This is a genomic window from Microbacterium aureliae (genome assembly GCF_054780155.1).
Map to the genome: position 1 here is coordinate 1,099,170 of NZ_BAAGWW010000001.1, position 13,787 is coordinate 1,112,956.

13 protein-coding genes and 3 tRNA genes are annotated in these 13,787 nt (G+C 72.7%); 3 read left to right on the plus strand and 13 right to left on the minus strand.

Features of this window, described 5'->3' with window-relative positions; translation table 11 throughout:
• Positions 1–49: 49 nt before the first annotated feature.
• From ACYVF4_RS05340 to ACYVF4_RS05355, 4 genes are read right to left on the minus strand one after another with little or no spacing between them, the layout of a single operon-like run.
• Positions 50–1,141 carry an LLM class flavin-dependent oxidoreductase gene (locus ACYVF4_RS05340; RefSeq protein ID WP_460720457.1) on the minus strand — a complete coding sequence of 364 codons (1,092 nt, stop codon included), beginning with the start codon at positions 1,139–1,141 and terminating at the stop codon, positions 50–52.
• Positions 1,138–1,782: an alpha/beta hydrolase gene (locus tag ACYVF4_RS05345; protein ID WP_460720459.1), complete on the minus strand. Its 645-nt coding sequence runs from the start codon at positions 1,780–1,782 to the stop codon at positions 1,138–1,140. Before ACYVF4_RS05345 ends, ACYVF4_RS05340 begins: the two co-directional genes overlap by 4 nt.
• Positions 1,779–2,693 carry a VOC family protein gene (locus tag ACYVF4_RS05350; RefSeq protein ID WP_460720461.1) on the minus strand — a complete coding sequence of 305 codons (915 nt, stop codon included), beginning with the start codon at positions 2,691–2,693 and terminating at the stop codon, positions 1,779–1,781. Before ACYVF4_RS05350 ends, ACYVF4_RS05345 begins: the two co-directional genes overlap by 4 nt.
• A gap of 56 nt (positions 2,694–2,749) precedes the next feature.
• On the minus strand, positions 2,750–3,328 hold the full coding sequence (locus ACYVF4_RS05355; protein ID WP_460720463.1) for an NADPH-dependent F420 reductase: 579 nt from the start codon (positions 3,326–3,328) through the stop codon (positions 2,750–2,752).
• Between the two features lie 99 nt (positions 3,329–3,427).
• Between ACYVF4_RS05355 and ACYVF4_RS05360 the strand changes: the two genes are divergently transcribed.
• The gene (locus tag ACYVF4_RS05360) at positions 3,428–3,967 is read left to right on the plus strand and encodes a MarR family winged helix-turn-helix transcriptional regulator (RefSeq protein WP_460720465.1); all 540 of its coding nucleotides are present in this window, start codon (positions 3,428–3,430) and stop codon (positions 3,965–3,967) included.
• A gap of 340 nt (positions 3,968–4,307) precedes the next feature.
• Here the strand turns inward: ACYVF4_RS05360 and ACYVF4_RS05365 are convergent.
• The 3 genes from ACYVF4_RS05365 to ACYVF4_RS05375 form a co-directional block, all read right to left on the minus strand.
• Positions 4,308–4,381: transfer RNA gene (locus ACYVF4_RS05365), tRNA-Met, on the minus strand.
• Between the two features lie 35 nt (positions 4,382–4,416).
• Positions 4,417–4,488, minus strand: a tRNA-Thr gene (locus tag ACYVF4_RS05370).
• A 65-nt stretch (positions 4,489–4,553) separates the two neighbouring features.
• Positions 4,554–5,936: a M23 family metallopeptidase gene (locus tag ACYVF4_RS05375; protein ID WP_460720467.1), complete on the minus strand. Its 1,383-nt coding sequence runs from the start codon at positions 5,934–5,936 to the stop codon at positions 4,554–4,556.
• On the opposite strand from ACYVF4_RS05375, the gene ACYVF4_RS05380 reads away from it, so the two are divergent.
• Positions 5,926–6,180 carry a hypothetical protein gene (locus ACYVF4_RS05380; protein ID WP_460720469.1) on the plus strand — a complete coding sequence of 85 codons (255 nt, stop codon included), beginning with the start codon at positions 5,926–5,928 and terminating at the stop codon, positions 6,178–6,180. The two genes, ACYVF4_RS05375 and ACYVF4_RS05380, sit on opposite strands and share 11 nt — an antisense overlap.
• 225 nt (positions 6,181–6,405) lie before the next feature.
• Here the strand turns inward: ACYVF4_RS05380 and ACYVF4_RS05385 are convergent, their stop codons facing one another.
• Entirely contained in the window at positions 6,406–7,206 is an 801-nt protein-coding gene (locus ACYVF4_RS05385; protein ID WP_460720471.1) for an inositol monophosphatase family protein, read from the minus strand.
• Between the two features lie 38 nt (positions 7,207–7,244).
• Here ACYVF4_RS05385 and ACYVF4_RS05390 point away from each other — a divergent pair, with 38 nt between their 5' ends.
• The gene (locus ACYVF4_RS05390) at positions 7,245–8,843 is read left to right on the plus strand and encodes a phytoene desaturase family protein (RefSeq protein WP_460720473.1); all 1,599 of its coding nucleotides are present in this window, start codon (positions 7,245–7,247) and stop codon (positions 8,841–8,843) included.
• A gap of 7 nt (positions 8,844–8,850) precedes the next feature.
• Here ACYVF4_RS05390 and ACYVF4_RS05395 read toward each other — a convergent pair whose 3' ends face one another.
• The 5 genes from ACYVF4_RS05395 to ACYVF4_RS05415 all read right to left on the minus strand — a co-directional run bounded on the left by ACYVF4_RS05395 (position 8,851) and on the right by ACYVF4_RS05415 (position 13,779).
• On the minus strand, positions 8,851–9,876 hold the full coding sequence (locus ACYVF4_RS05395) for a hypothetical protein (protein WP_460720475.1): 1,026 nt from the start codon (positions 9,874–9,876) through the stop codon (positions 8,851–8,853).
• A 260-nt stretch (positions 9,877–10,136) separates the two neighbouring features.
• A tRNA-Tyr gene (locus ACYVF4_RS05400) sits at positions 10,137–10,221 on the minus strand.
• A gap of 100 nt (positions 10,222–10,321) precedes the next feature.
• Positions 10,322–11,239 carry a PfkB family carbohydrate kinase gene (locus tag ACYVF4_RS05405; RefSeq protein WP_460720477.1) on the minus strand — a complete coding sequence of 306 codons (918 nt, stop codon included), beginning with the start codon at positions 11,237–11,239 and terminating at the stop codon, positions 10,322–10,324.
• The gene (locus tag ACYVF4_RS05410) at positions 11,236–11,736 is read right to left on the minus strand and encodes an FBP domain-containing protein (protein WP_460720479.1); all 501 of its coding nucleotides are present in this window, start codon (positions 11,734–11,736) and stop codon (positions 11,236–11,238) included. Before ACYVF4_RS05410 ends, ACYVF4_RS05405 begins: the two co-directional genes overlap by 4 nt.
• Positions 11,737–11,817: 81 nt before the next feature.
• Complete coding sequence (locus ACYVF4_RS05415; RefSeq protein WP_460720481.1) at positions 11,818–13,779, minus strand: glycoside hydrolase family 13 protein; 1,962 nt, start codon at positions 13,777–13,779, stop codon at positions 11,818–11,820.
• Positions 13,780–13,787: the final 8 nt, after the last annotated feature.

A 13,787-nucleotide genomic window follows, 5' to 3' on the forward strand; every position in this document is an offset into this window, starting at 1 on the left:
GCACAGAAGGATGCCGGTGGCCACCGGCATCCTCACCAGTGCAGATCTCCTAGCGAAGGGCTGGGGCGGCGGTGCCCGCAGCGGCGACCGGACGCGCGGGCGGCTGCACGGGAGCCGGCAGCGCCGCGCGGACCGCGGGCGCGACCTCGGTCGCGAGCAGCTCGATGGACCGCAGGGTCTCCGCCTGACCCAGGCCGCCGAGGCCGACCTGCGCCAGGAACCGCGTGTGGCCGAGCACCTCGTGCTCCCACAGGATCTTGTCGATGATCTCGGCCGGGCTCCCGGCGAAGAGGGCACCGTGCGGCTGCGCCCAGGACTCGAACGCCTCGCGCGACAGCCGTCCCGAGCGCGGCATGTTCTGCGCGAAGTACCCCGCGTAATGCGGGTAGAACGTGTCGCGCGCCCCCTGCGAGGTGCGCTCGACGTAGAAGTGGGAGGTGACGCCCACGCGGCCCGGTTCGCGGCCCGCTTCAGCCGCGGCATCCCGGTACAGCCGCGCCAGCGGCGCGAAGCGCGCCGGCTCACCGAGGATCGCGAAGTACAGCGGCAGGCCGAGCCGGCCCGCACGCACGGCCGAGGCCGGCGTGCCGCCCACGGCCAGCCACACCGGCAGCTTCTGCTGCACCGGCCGCGGCCAGACGCCGGCGTCGCGAAGCGCGGCGCGGGTCGTCCCCGACCAGGTGACGGGGTTGTCGTCGCGGATCTTCAGCAGCAGGTCGAGGCGATCGTCGAAGTACTCGTCGTACCGGTCGAGCGGCTGGCCGAACAGCGGGAACGACTCGACGTAGGCGCCGCGCCCGGCCGTGACTTCGGCGCGCCCTCCGCTGATCAGGTCGAGCGTCGCGAAGTCCTCGTGGATGCGGACGGGGTCAGAGCTCGAGAGCACCGTGACGGTGCTCGTCAGCCGGATGCGGGTGGTGCGGGCCGCGGCCGCCGCGAGCACCATCTGAGGCGACGAGACGACGAAGTCCTCGCGGTGATGCTCGCCGACGCCGAAGACGTCGAGCCCGGCGGCGTCGGCCACCTCGGCCCACTCCAGAAGCTCGTGCAGGCGACGCCCGGCCGCAAGGGGCGCGCCGTCGGCGTCGCGGGTCAACTCGCCGAACGTGAAGATCCCGAGCTCGAACGGCGTCGCGGTCACGGCGCCACCGCGCCGCGGACGCGCGCGTCTTCGAGGAAGGCGCGGACGTCGCGCACCTCGGCGGCGTCGATCCCGTGGCCGAGCCCCGGATACACCCGCTCGACGAGCGAGCTGTGACCCGGCAGGAACTCCCGCGTGCGCTCGATCGCCGCGGGTGCGATGACGCGGTCGGCCGCTCCCCTGCCCCAGAAGACCGGCGGGCGGGTGCGGGCGAGCTCGGCATCGCCCGGCTGCTCGCCGCGAAGCACGAACCCGCCGAGGACGACCGTCGCCGCCACCCGCTCGGGGCGGGTGCGCAGCAGCTGGCTGGCCATGAGCCCACCCTGCGAGAAGCCGATCGCGATGACGCGTGCGTGGGGTCCCGCCTCGGCGTCGACCCACGACCAGATGGCGTCGGTGGCACGCACGACGGGCTCGGATGCCGGGTCCCCCGGCGTCTGGATCTCGAACCACGCCGCTCCGCCGTGCGCCATCTGCAGCGGTGCGCGAAGCGACGCCCACCGCTGATCCAGCTCGAGCGCGGCGGCGAGGCCGGTCAGGTCGTGCTCGGTGGACCCGTAGCCGTGCAGGAGGAGGATGACGTCGGACGCGGCATCCGCGGAGAAATCGGCGGAACGCACGGCGCTCAGGGACACGGTCATCGGCTCAGCAGCTCCTCGGTGGAGAGGTCGGGAAGGGCGAGGGTCACCTGGGTGCCCCAGGGATCGTCGACGACGACGGAGCGGCCGTCGGCGCGGAAGCCGATGCCGCGGGCGCGGAGGCGGGCGGCGACCGCCTCGAGCTCGGCGACCTCGGGCACGGTGACCGACACGTCGCCGAGACCCAGGCGCGCGGCGCGAGGGCCGGCGCCGGCGCTGTTCCAGATGTTCATCGCGACGTGGTGGTGGTAGCCGCCCGCCGAGGCGAACAGGGCTCCGGGGTATTGCGCCTGCGTCGTCTCGAACCCGAGGGCGTCGACGTAGAAGCCGCGCGCGGTGGCGAGGTCGCCGACCTGCAGGTGCACGTGGCCGACGCGGCCGGCGAGAGAGGGCCCGGCATCCACCGCGCTCTGCACCAAGTGGCGCGTGAGATAGGCGTTCGGGTCGAGGTAGTTCGTGGCCATCTCGATCTGGCTGCCGTGCCGCACCCACTGCTCGCGCGGGCGATCCGTGTACAGCTCGACACCGTTGCCCTCGGGGTCGGTGAAGTAGAAGGCCTCGCTGACCAGGTGGTCGCTGGATCCGACGAAACGGCTGCGCGGCTCCTGGGCGGCGCGGTAGACCGTCGCGGCCAGGCTCGCGGCGTCGTCGAAGAGGAAGGCGGTGTGGAAGAGGCCCGGCTGGCGCGGGTCGACGCCCGGCAGGTCCGGGGTGTGGATGAGCCGCAGCAGCGGGGTCGCGCCGCGGCCGAGCACACGGTGGACCTCGCGGTCACGGCTGCGCTCCTCGAGCGGCTCCATCGCGAAGGCGCGGGCGTAGTAGTCCGACATGCCCTCGAGGTCGCCGACGCGCAGCGTGACGGCTCCCATGGCTGTGTCGGGGTGCAGGATGCGGTCGGACGTCTCGGTGGTCATGGTCTCTTCCCGGTTCGAGGTGGGGCCGGCATGCCGGCCCCACCGGATCGACATCGTCAGGCTGCGACGGCGAAGCCGCCGGTCCAGCCGATCTTCTCGCCGACGGCGAGGGTGAGCTGCAGGAAGCCGAGGGCCTCGAGCTCGTGGGCGCGAGTCAGCGAGCCCGCGTCAATGGCCGACACGCCACCGGCGGTGACGGCGGCGATGAGCGACTGCTTGGCGGCTGCGTCGTCACCGGCCACGGCGACCGTGGTGGGCAGGCCGCCTACCTGCTTGCTGCCGAGGGTGGCGGCGAAGTTGGTGTTGAAGGCCTTGAGGACGGTGCTGCCGGGGAGCTTCTTCTGGATCTCGGCGGCGGCGGAGCTGCCCACGGGGACGACCAGCGAGTCGAACGTCTCGAAGTTCAGCGGGTTGCTGATGTCCACGATGGTCTTGCCCTGCAGCTGCTCGCCGTAGGCGTCGATGACGGCGTCCACCGCGTGGTACGGCACGGCGAGGATCACGACGTCACCGGTCAGGGGTGCGGTGCCGATCTGCTCGCGCGAGACGTGGGTGACGTCGTTGCCGCCGGCTGCCAGCACGCCGCCGATGGCGCCGCCCATGTTGCCGGTTCCGATGATGGTGAAGCTGGTCATGCTGTCTTCCTTCGGTCGTGTCCGCGGGTTGTGCGGGTTTAGTTATAGATGAAACTATCATCAGATGCTTGTATCTGCAACCTTTGCTACACTCGGGGCATGACCGAACTCCAGTACGACGAGCGCGTGGCCATCGCGCGCCTGCGCGCACTGCTGGAGCTGCTGCCGACGGCGCTCGACCGCGAACTCGCACCCGAAGGCATCACGTCGTTCGAGTTCGCCCTGCTCGAGGCGCTGAGCGAAGCACCGGACGGCCGCCTGCGACTGAGCGCGCTGGCGGCTCGCACGAACGCCACGCTCCCCCGCCTCTCGCGGGTGGTGACCGGCCTCGAGCGAAAGGGGCTCGTGCTGCGCGCGGCATGCGAGGAGGACGGCCGGGCGACCAACGCCGTACTCACCCCGGCCGGGGAGCGCGCCTACCGGGCGAGCCGCCCGCGCCACGACGACGCCGTGCGGCGCATGGTCCTCGACGGCCTGGGCGAGGGCGGCGCGGAGCGCCTGGCCGACGTCGCCTTCGCGATCCTCGACAAGCTGGACCCCGACCGGCGCCTCGCCGTCACCGCGGACGGCTGCGCCGCCGACCCGCTGCTGCCGCCCGTGGACGCGCGGGCGTGCGCCGCGGACCCCGCGGCATCCTGACCCGCGCTTCGCGCGCGCCCCGCGGGCGCGGTGCGCCGGATACCCCGGGCGCTGTGCGCCGGCTACCCCCGGGCGCCGTGCGCCGGGTAGGAGATGCGCACTCCTGAGGATGCACCGAGCGCACGGCATCCTCACCAGTGGGTTTCTCCTAGCGAGGACGTAGGCACGCGGTGCGCCGGAAACCCGCGGGCGCGGTGCGCCGGATAGGAGATGCGCACCCCTGAGGATGCACCGAGCGCACGGCGTCCTCACCAGTGCGTTTCTCCTAGCGAGGGCCTGGGCCCGCGCCCGGACCCGCGCCCGGAAAGCACGAAACCCCCGGCGAAACCGGGGGTTCGAGTAGCGGGAGCGGGGCTTGAACCCGCGACCTCACGATTATGAGTCGTGCGCTCTCACCAACTGAGCTACCCCGCCGCACCGCATCCGTGGTCCGAAGACCGGATGCTGCGAGCCCCGAGTCAGGATTGAACTGACGACCCCTTCCTTACCATGGAAGTGCTCTGCCACTGAGCTATCGGGGCGTGCTGCCTGCGAGCAGGCAACTAGAAGAGGATACCAGAGCCGCGGCATCCTGCTGAATCGACGATCAGCCTCCGGCGTGCTGTCGCAGCCACGGGATCGGGTCGATCGCCGTGGTGCCGTTCATGAGGATCTCGAAGTGCGTGTGGGCGCCGAACGAGCGCCCGGTGTTGCCCGTCGTCCCGAGGATCGTGCCCACCGTCACCTTCTGACCGGGCACCACCTTGAGCGAGCCGTACTCCATGTGCGCGTAGTGGCTCGAGACGAGCTGCCCGTCGATCTCGTGGTCGATGATGACGTGGACGCCGTACGCGCCGCCCGCGGCGGTCGCCTCGCGCACCACGCCGTCGGCGATCGCCTGGATGGGCGAGCCGGCGCCGGGCGTGAAGTCCACGCCCTCGTGCATGCGGCCCGAGCGCATCCCGAACCCGTAGGTGATCGGCACGCCGACCGCGAATGGCCACTGGATGGCGCTGTTCGGGTCGTTCTTGAAAAAGTTCGAGAAGTTCTGGATGCCGGACTCCGACGCGATCTCGGCCATCGTAAGGGTGTCGTAGTTCTCACTGCGCACGACGTCGGCACTCTCGGTGCCGGCGGGCGCGACGTAGGCCTGGATCTCGTCGGGCTGGATGTCGACGCCGCTGTCGGCCGGAGCGACGATCGCGGTCGCCGCGGGGTTGCCGGTCGCGGCGGCGACGGCTTCGGCGGGCGTGGTCATGCCGACCGTCATGAGGCCGACGATGCCCATCACGCCGACCGAGAACGACGCCGTCGCGAGGCTCTTCAGCGCGCTGCGCCCGCGGAAGGTGCGGGGCACGGCGTGCGCGGTGGCGGCGCTCTGCGCCGAGACCGGCTCGGGCGCCACGCTGCGGACGGGCGACTGCACCGGGGCCTCACCGGTGAACGAGAACAGGGCGACGGCAGCGGCGAACTCGTCGATCGAGGAGGGGCGGGAGGGGGCCGGCTGGTCGAGGACCTGGCCGGCGGGCTCCTGCTCGATGACGCGCTCGGTCACCGGCTCGCGGTCGACCTCGGGCTCGATCAGCTCGAAGGGCTCGGCGGGGGCGAGCACCGGCTCGACCGGACGCGCGCGGCGTGCGCGGCGACCGGGAGCCTGAGGCAGGACGGCCGCGGGAACGGGAGCCGCGACCTCGACCGGCACGGCGACCTCGGCAGCAGCCGCGACCTCGACCGGCTTGACGGCGACGACCGGCACGGGCACGACCGGCACGACCCCGGCGACCGGCGTCTCGGCCCCGGCGACGGCGGCCTGCCCGGTCAGCATCGCCTCGGCGACGGCGGCCACGGCCGCGTCCACGAGCTCGGCGTGGGGCTCGTCGAGGACCGGGCGGGCGGGTCCTGCTGCGCGGCGGGCGCGGCGCGACGCGGGGGCGATGGCGGCGGTGTCCTCGGCCCCGAGCACGATCGGCTGGGCGGAGGTGTCGATCACGGGCGCCACCTCGGGCGCGGGCGACAGCTCGAAGGCCGTTCCCGTGTGCGCCGTCTCGGACACCTCGAAGGCCGTACCGCTCTCGACCGCCGGCGTGATCCCCGCCGCCGAGGTGACCGCCGCGGCGGACTTCGCGCGGCGACGCAGTTCCGCCCGCGAGGGCTGGACGGGCGTCGCGGGAGCATCGATCGCGGTCTTCGTCCCGCCCGCCGTCGCCGGAACGGACGCGGTGGCGGTGCGGTGAGCACGGCGCGTGCGCGCAGGCTCAACGGAGTCGAAAGGCAAAGCGGGGTAGGGCTCTCGGGTCGTGTCGCTCGGGCGAGCGAGGGGCGTACTCGGAGGTGGGGGGATCACTCGCGCCGTTCGGGCGACGAAGGTAACGATCGGGTAAACACTACCGAAGCCGGTCTGGGAATGCCATGTACGAAACCCATCCGTAACGAGCTCTTCCGCCGGCTGTCGAAATGCGTCATTCCCCGGTCCCGGATGCCGCGTCCAGCAGGCGCTCGAAAAGCCCCGGTCCGGCCGCGATCATCAGTCGTCGCGCCGCCGTTCCGCCTTCCCGCCACACGCGTCCCCCGGCTTCCTGGACGAGCAGGGCGCCCGCCGCGTGGTCCCACGGCTGCAGCCCGGGCTCGAAGTAGCCGTCGAGGCGCCCCGCAGCCACGAAGGCGAAGTCCAGCGAGGCCGCGCCGCTGCGTCGCAGGTCGCGTGCGAGGGGCATGACCCTCGCGACGCGCGCGAGATCGCCGGCGTGGGTCGACGGGTCGTATCCGAAGCCGGTCGCCAGCAGGGCGCCGGCGGGGCCGGTGTCGGGGTTGACGGCCAGCCGCGTGCGGTCCAGCCATGCCCCCTCTCCCTTCGCGACCCGGAACAGCTCGCCGATCGCGGGGCTGAACACCGCTCCGGCGAGCGCCTGCCACTGCGCCGGGTCGGGTTCGCCGGCCACTGCCGCGATGCTGACGGCGTACGAGGGGATGCCGTAGGCGTAGTTCACCGTGCCGTCGATCGGGTCGACGACCCACGTGATGTCGCTCGTGCCGCGCTCGGCGCCCGACTCCTCGCCGAGGAACCCGTCCTCGGGTCGGGCCTCGCTCAACCGCGTGCGGGTGAGCTGCTCGACCTCGCGGTCGGCTTCGGTGACGATGTCGGCGAGGGCGGACTTGGTCGCGGCGATCGCGACGCCCTCCGAGCGCCGTCGCCGCGCGAGGTCACCGGCCTCGCGGGCGATCTCGACGGCGATGGACTGCAGCAGGACGGGATCACTCACCCTCCCACGCTACGCCCGCGCGTTGTTACCGTGAGACCATGCCCGACGCCGCGCCGCCGCCATCCCGCATCCATGACGTCGTGATCGTGGGCGGCGGGCACAATGCGCTCGTCGCCGCCGCCTATCTCGCCGCATCCGGCAAGAGCGTGACGGTGCTGGAACGCCTGGATCACGTCGGCGGGGCGGCGGTGTCGGAGCGCCCGTGGGCGGGTGTCGACGCACGCCTGTCGCGGTACTCCTACCTGGTGAGCCTGCTCCCCCGGCGTATCATCGACGACCTGGGGCTGCGGATCACGTTGGTGCGCCGCCGCTACTCCTCGTACACGCCCGATCCGGCCGACCCGTCCCGCGGCATCCTGATCGACACGAAGGATGCCGCGGCCACCGCCGCCTCGTTCGCCCGCACGACCGGTGATGAGGGCGAGGCCGCACGGTTCGCCGCCTTCGGCGACCGGCTCGCTCCGCTCGCGCGCACGCTGTTCCCCACGGTCACCGAACCGCTTCGGCCCGCCGCGGACGTGCGGCGCGCGCTCGGCGACGACCGGCTGTGGGCCGACGTGGTCGAGCAGCCGCTCGGCGGCATGCTGCGCTCTGCCCTCGGCACCGACATCGCCCGCGGGATCGCGCTGACGGACGGCCTGATCGGAACCTACGCGCGCGCCGACGAGCCGGACCTGCGCCAGAACCGCTGCTTCCTGTATCACGTGATCGGCGGCGGCACCGGCGACTGGGACGTCCCCGTCGGGGGCATGGGCGCGGTGTCGGGCGAGCTCGCCCGCGCCGCCCGCGACGCCGGCGCGGACCTGCGCACGGGCGCCGAGGTCGAGGCGGTGACCCCCGACGGCGAGGTCAGGCTGCGCGGCGGCGAGCGGCTGCACGCCCGCGTCGTCCTGAGCGGGGTCGGGCCGGCCGTCCTCGACCGGCTGCTGGCCGCCGGCGGCGATTCGATCCGGGATGCCGCGTCCCCTGCACCCGAGGGCGCCCAGGTCAAGGTGAACATGCTCCTTCGCCGCCTGCCGAGACTTCGCGACAGCGAGGTCGCTCCCGAGGCGGCGTTCGCGGGGACGTTCCACATCAACGAGACCCTCACCCAGCTGGATGCGGCTCACGCCGCCGCCGTCGCCGGCCGGGTGCCGGACCCGCTGCCGGCCGAGATCTACTGCCACTCCCTCACCGACCCCACGATCCTGGGACCGGAGCTGCGGGCCTCCGGCGCGCAGACCCTGACGCTGTTCGGGTTGCAGGTGCCGCACCGGCTCGTCGCCGGCACGGACCGCGACCGGATGCGGGCGGAACTGCTCGACGCGGCCGAGCGCTCGCTCGACGCGGTGCTGGCCGAGCCCATCGCCGACTGCGTCTACCTCGCCCCGGACGGCACGCCGTGCATCGAGGCCCGCACGACGGCCGACCTCGAGGACTCGCTCGGCATGGTCGCCGGCGACATCTTCCACGGGCCGCTCGCGTGGCCGTGGGCCGACGACGGCGACCGGCTGGACTCGCCGGCGCACCGCTGGGGCGTGGCCACCCGGCATCCGTCGATCATGCTGTGCGGCTCGGGCGCGCGACGCGGCGGAGCCGTCAGCGGCATCGGCGGGCACAACGCGGCGATGGCCGCGCTCGAGGCCCTCGCCGGCTGAGCGCGCGCTAGGGACGGGGCGGCAGCGGCGGGGGCGGCGGATACCCCTCGTAGTCGGGAGTGGTGGGCGGCGCCGGCGGCACGGCGGGCTCCTCCGCCGAAGGCGCGGGCGGCGGACCGGCGGGCGCAGCCGGCGGGGCGGCAGGCGCCGCCGCGGGGTCGGGATAGCCGAAGACGTGGGCGCCCTCGGACGGGTACCCGGTGTAGTACGCACCCCAGTCGGGTGATCCGTCGGGCATCATCGGCAGCGGAGTGACACCGTCGAAGAACGTCGGCCACGGCAGCAGCTCCTGCGATGCGTATTCGTCGGGGGCGGGCTGGTTCGCATGCGCGGACGCCGGTACGGCGGCGGGGATCGCGGGGGCCTGTCCGTAGGCGACGGCGGGGAACGCGCGCGGCTTCTTCGGCGCGAACAAGACGTTCACGAGCGGGATCAGCGCCGTCCCGACGGCGGCGAGGATCGCGGTGGCCACGACGACCCGCCAGTACAGGTTGTCGAAGACGACCCAGTCCGACACCACGAGCGGCACGATCAGCAGTGCCGCCAGCCCGACCACGAGCGAGATGGTCACGACCGCGACGGTCTGGGTGAAGGCGGTCACCAGCCGCCGGAACGCCCTGGCGTAGAGGCGGACGTGCAGCAGCGCCAGCTGCAGGATCAGGACGATCAGCAGGAAGCGGATGAAGCGGGAGGACCCGTCCCAGATGTCGCTCTCCGGCATCCAGATGAGCACGGCCCCGAGCAGCAGCGCCAGCACCCATGTCGACATGCTCGCCAGCGCGAACCACGCCGGGCGCCGGGGCGCGAGGTGGGCGTCGAGGATCGCGACGCCGGCGAACGCCGCCAGCAGCAGGATCGTCAGGAACGCCCGGCCGACGATGCCGTCCTGCGAGCCGATGAGCACCCACACGACGCACACGATGGCCGCCGCGATGAGGGCGCCGATCGCGACCCAGATCGCCGCACGCAGCAGCGGCGACGTCGACGCGTCGGAGTGATCGAGGGTCCGGTCCGGTCGGTCGGGCACGTTCATGGCGTTCCTCTTCCGCAGGCGTCGTGGACCTGCCCGACCATCCTGGCACGCCGGTCCGTCCCGGCCGGCGAGTCGCGCGGCCTCTCCGCCGCCGCGAAGGAGAAATGGTGCACAGAAGGATGCCGGCGCCTCCCGGCATCCTCACCAGTGCCGATCTCCTCGCGAACGCGGGGGGGGGGGGGGGGGAGAGAGACGGGGGCGCGACGATCGCGGAGCTCAGCCCGGAAACCACGAAGCGCCCCACGAGGGGGCGCTTCGGCTGGTGGCGAGTGAGGGATTCGAACCCCCGAAGGCTACGCCGGCTGATTTACAGTCAGATCCCTTTGGCCGCTTGGGTAACTCGCCAGGTGCGCACCCGCCCGGCTTTTCCAGTCGACCAGAGGCGCGATCAACAATCGTACTCTGTCGCGGGCCGTGCCAGAAATCGGCCCCGCGCCGCCGCGGGTCAGGTGCCGATGCGGTCCATGTCGGTGTCCTCGAGGGCGCTCGGCAGCCGCAGCAGCGCCCCCTCGAACCGGCACGTGGCGGCGGCCACGTCCATCGCGGACTGAAGCACGTGCTCCCACTCCTCGCTCGTCGACGGCTGGGCGTCGAGCATCGCGGCGAGGGTGGCGGCGAAGGCGGCGTCGCCCGCGCCCATGGTGTCGACGATGGGTCCGGGCAGGGTCGAGATGGGTCGGCTGACGACGGTGCCGCCCGCCTCGATGGCCGCGCCCGCCGAGCCGTAGGTCGCCAGCACCGCCCCGGCGCCGAGGTCGATCAGGCGTGCACGCAGGGTGTCCAGCGGCTCGCCGTACAGCAGCCCGGCGTCGTCCTCGCCGACCTTCACCAGCGACGCCGAGGCGGCCAACGCCTCGAATCCGCGCACGAACTCGGCCCGGTCGGTCAGCATGCCGCTGCGGGGATTGGGGTCGATCGCGAACCGGGTGCCGGCGGCGCTCAGCGCCTCGCCCAGTTCGCGGGTCTGCTCGAGGTCGTCGAGCGCGACGCAGCTGATCGCGACGAGCGGGGCGTCGGCGATGGCCGCGCGCTCGGCATCCCCGTATCTGATCCGCCGCTTCTGCGACGCCTCGTTGAAGACGTAGGTGGGCTCGCCGGACCCGCTGCGGGTGCTCACGGCACGCGCGGTACCCAGAGGCGACTCGGTGGCGATGAGCCCGACGCCGTAGTCCGCGAGGAAGCTGCGGATGTGCTCGCCCGGCTCGTCGTCCCCCACCATCGCGATCAGTGTCGTCGGAACGCTCAGCCGCGAGAGCCCCACGGCGACGTTGAGCGCCGCACCGCCGACGAATTCGCGCACGCCGTTGTCGTCGCGCAGCTCGTCGATGAGCGCGTCGCCGATCACCACGACGGGTCCAGTCATGTCCTGCTCCCTGCTGTCTCGAGCACCCGGCCGACGAAGGCCTCGGTGCGCCGGCGCGTCCCATCGATGCGCAGGTCAACACTGGCACGGATTTCATTCGGCGCGAGAGGGGCGGCCAGTCGCACCGTGTCGTGGCACGACAGGTCGGCGCAGATGTAGGTGCCGATGCTGTCGCCGTGCTCGCCGGCGCTGCCGGCCTTGCGGGCACTGAAGAGCGCGACCTGGTCGGCTGGCTGCATCGTGTGGCACAGGTTGCACATCGCGGCGCGGGCCTGCGACGAGCCCTCCGAAGCCCGCAGCACGATCCCGCGGGGTTCCCCGTCGACCTCGGTCACCAGATACCCGCGTCCGCGGGTGCGCGGATCGCGCCACGCGTAGAAGTCCTGGTGGTCCCACTCCACCAGCGGGAAGTCGTGCGGCACCGTCAGCAGTCTCAGCTCGTCGGCCGAACCGTTGACGAACGACGCACGGATCTGCTCCTCGGTCAGCGAACGCATGGCATCACCTCGACCCTCAGTGTACGAGCGGGGGCGCCATGCGGCGGAAGATCCGCGGATGCCGCAGCCTCAGCCGCGCAGTCAGCCCGCCTCGACCTCGCCCGCCGGGGTCGCATCGTCGGCCCTCGCGAGGTCCGGCTCGTCGAGCTGCGGCACCACCGCCGCCGTGGGAGCGGTCACGCCCGCCAGCCGCCACACCGCGAAGACGGGACCGTCGGCCGACAGCAGCACGCCGCCGTCCTCGGCGACCGCGAGGGTCGCGTCGCCGTAGAGGACCTCGGCACTCGACGCCTCGACCGCGCCGGCGGGCAGCTCGGCGTCGACGTGGCCACGCGCGGCGAGGACGAGGATCGTCTCGTCCTGCGTCTCGCGGACGAACGCGACGGCGTCGTCGTCGACGTGCAGCCACCGCATCCCTCCGACGGCGAGCGCGGGGTGCTCCCGCCGCAGCCGGATGAGATCCCGGTACAGCGCCAGCCGCTCGGCGACCTCGGGCTCGGACTCGGTCCCCCACGGCATCGGGGTGCGGCTCATCTCGCCGTCGACCCCGGGCAGGCCGAACTCGTCGCCGGCGAAGACCACCGGCATCCCGGGCATCGTCATCGACAGGCCCACGGCGACGGGGATCGTGCCCGGGGCGGCGTGGGTGGCGAAGCGGCCGGTGTCGTGGCTGTCGAGCGGCTGCATGTTGCCCAGGCGCACCCGCCACGGGATGCCGCCGGCGAACCGCACGACGGCGTCGGCGAACTGGCGGGCGGTGTAGCGCGGGATGCCGCCGATCGGCAGGCCGAAGTACCAGGGCTCCGTGCGCTCTTCGCCGTCGGCGGTGAGGTACGGGGCTCCGGTCGGCTCGCTCAGCCACGCCCACAGCGGCCGCGTGAACGCCGGGTACGTCATCGCACCGTGCCAGCCGTCGCCCTGCAGGTCGCTCGTGGCGTCATTGGTGGACTCGGCGACGAGCATCGTGTCGGGGTTGATCTGGATCATCGTCCGCCGCAGCAGCTGCCGCACCTCGGCGTTGAGGTCGATGTCGCCCAGGCGTCCGGTCATGTTGGCGACGTCGATGCGCCAGCCGTCCAGGTGGAACGGCGCCTTCAGCCACTTCGCCACGACCGACTGGTCGCCCTCGATGAAGCGGTTCCGCAGCTCCTGCGACGCCCAGTTGAACTTCGGCAGCGTCGGCGTGCCGAGCCACGAGTGGTACTCGGTGTTGGCGTCGTCGGTGAAGTAGTAGAAGTCCTCTTCGGGGGCGCCCGGGTGCCCGAGTGCCGACTGGAACCACTCGTGCCGGTCGCCGGAATGGTTGCTCGTCAGATCCCCGATCACCCGGATGCCGCGGGCGTGGGCCGCGGACACCAGGCGGATCAGCGCCTCGTCGCCGCCGAGCAGCGGGTCGACGTGATCGAAGCTCGAGGCGTCGTAGCGGTGGTTCGACGCCGCCGGGAAGACGGGGGTCAGGTACAGCAGGTTGACCCCGAGCCCGGCCAGATGGTCGAGCTTGCCGGTGATGCCGTCGAGGTCGCCGCCGTAGAACTGCTGCGACCGCCCGGGGAACAGCGGGTCGACGGGGTCGGTCCACTCAGCCGGGATCGCCCACTCCGGCGTCTCGCGCCCGGCGGCGGCGGCCGACCGCGCGAACCGGTCGGGGAACACCTGGTACATCACCGCATCGGCCATCCACGCCGGGGGCGGCGGGTCTGCCACGAGGGCGAAGTCCTCGGCATCCAGCGTTTCGATCGAATGGATGCCGGTCTGGTTCAGCCATTCGACGCGGCCGTCCGCGTGCCGAAGCACCCACCGGTACCCGTGCCGGGGGTTGCGCACCGTCACCGGCGCGTCCCACCACTCCCACCAGTCGGCGGTGCCGGCGCGGACCGCGCGGGTCCACTCGGGTTCGTGGTCGGGGTTGGAGCGGGTGCCCACCTCGACGATCGGACCGTACGAGGCGGGCACCCGCAGGCGCACCGTGACCGTCTCGCCGAGCACCGGCGTCTGCGTCGAGACGTAGAGGGGCGAGCCGTCGTGGTGCGGCAGGAGCGTCACGCGGCGGC

Coding starts and splice junctions, on each gene's coding strand:
- ACYVF4_RS05345 (WP_460720459.1), bottom strand. CDS start 1,782: ATGACCGTGTCCCTGAGCGCCGTGCGTTCCGCCGATTTCTCCGCGGAT.
- ACYVF4_RS05350 (WP_460720461.1), bottom strand. CDS start 2,693: ATGACCACCGAGACGTCCGACCGCATCCTGCACCCCGACACAGCCATG.
- ACYVF4_RS05355 (WP_460720463.1), bottom strand. CDS start 3,328: ATGACCAGCTTCACCATCATCGGAACCGGCAACATGGGCGGCGCCATC.
- ACYVF4_RS05360 (WP_460720465.1), top strand. CDS start 3,428: ATGACCGAACTCCAGTACGACGAGCGCGTGGCCATCGCGCGCCTGCGC.
- ACYVF4_RS05390 (WP_460720473.1), top strand. CDS start 7,245: ATGCCCGACGCCGCGCCGCCGCCATCCCGCATCCATGACGTCGTGATC.
- ACYVF4_RS05395 (WP_460720475.1), bottom strand. CDS start 9,876: ATGAACGTGCCCGACCGACCGGACCGGACCCTCGATCACTCCGACGCG.
- ACYVF4_RS05405 (WP_460720477.1), bottom strand. CDS start 11,239: ATGACTGGACCCGTCGTGGTGATCGGCGACGCGCTCATCGACGAGCTG.
- ACYVF4_RS05410 (WP_460720479.1), bottom strand. CDS start 11,736: ATGCGTTCGCTGACCGAGGAGCAGATCCGTGCGTCGTTCGTCAACGGT.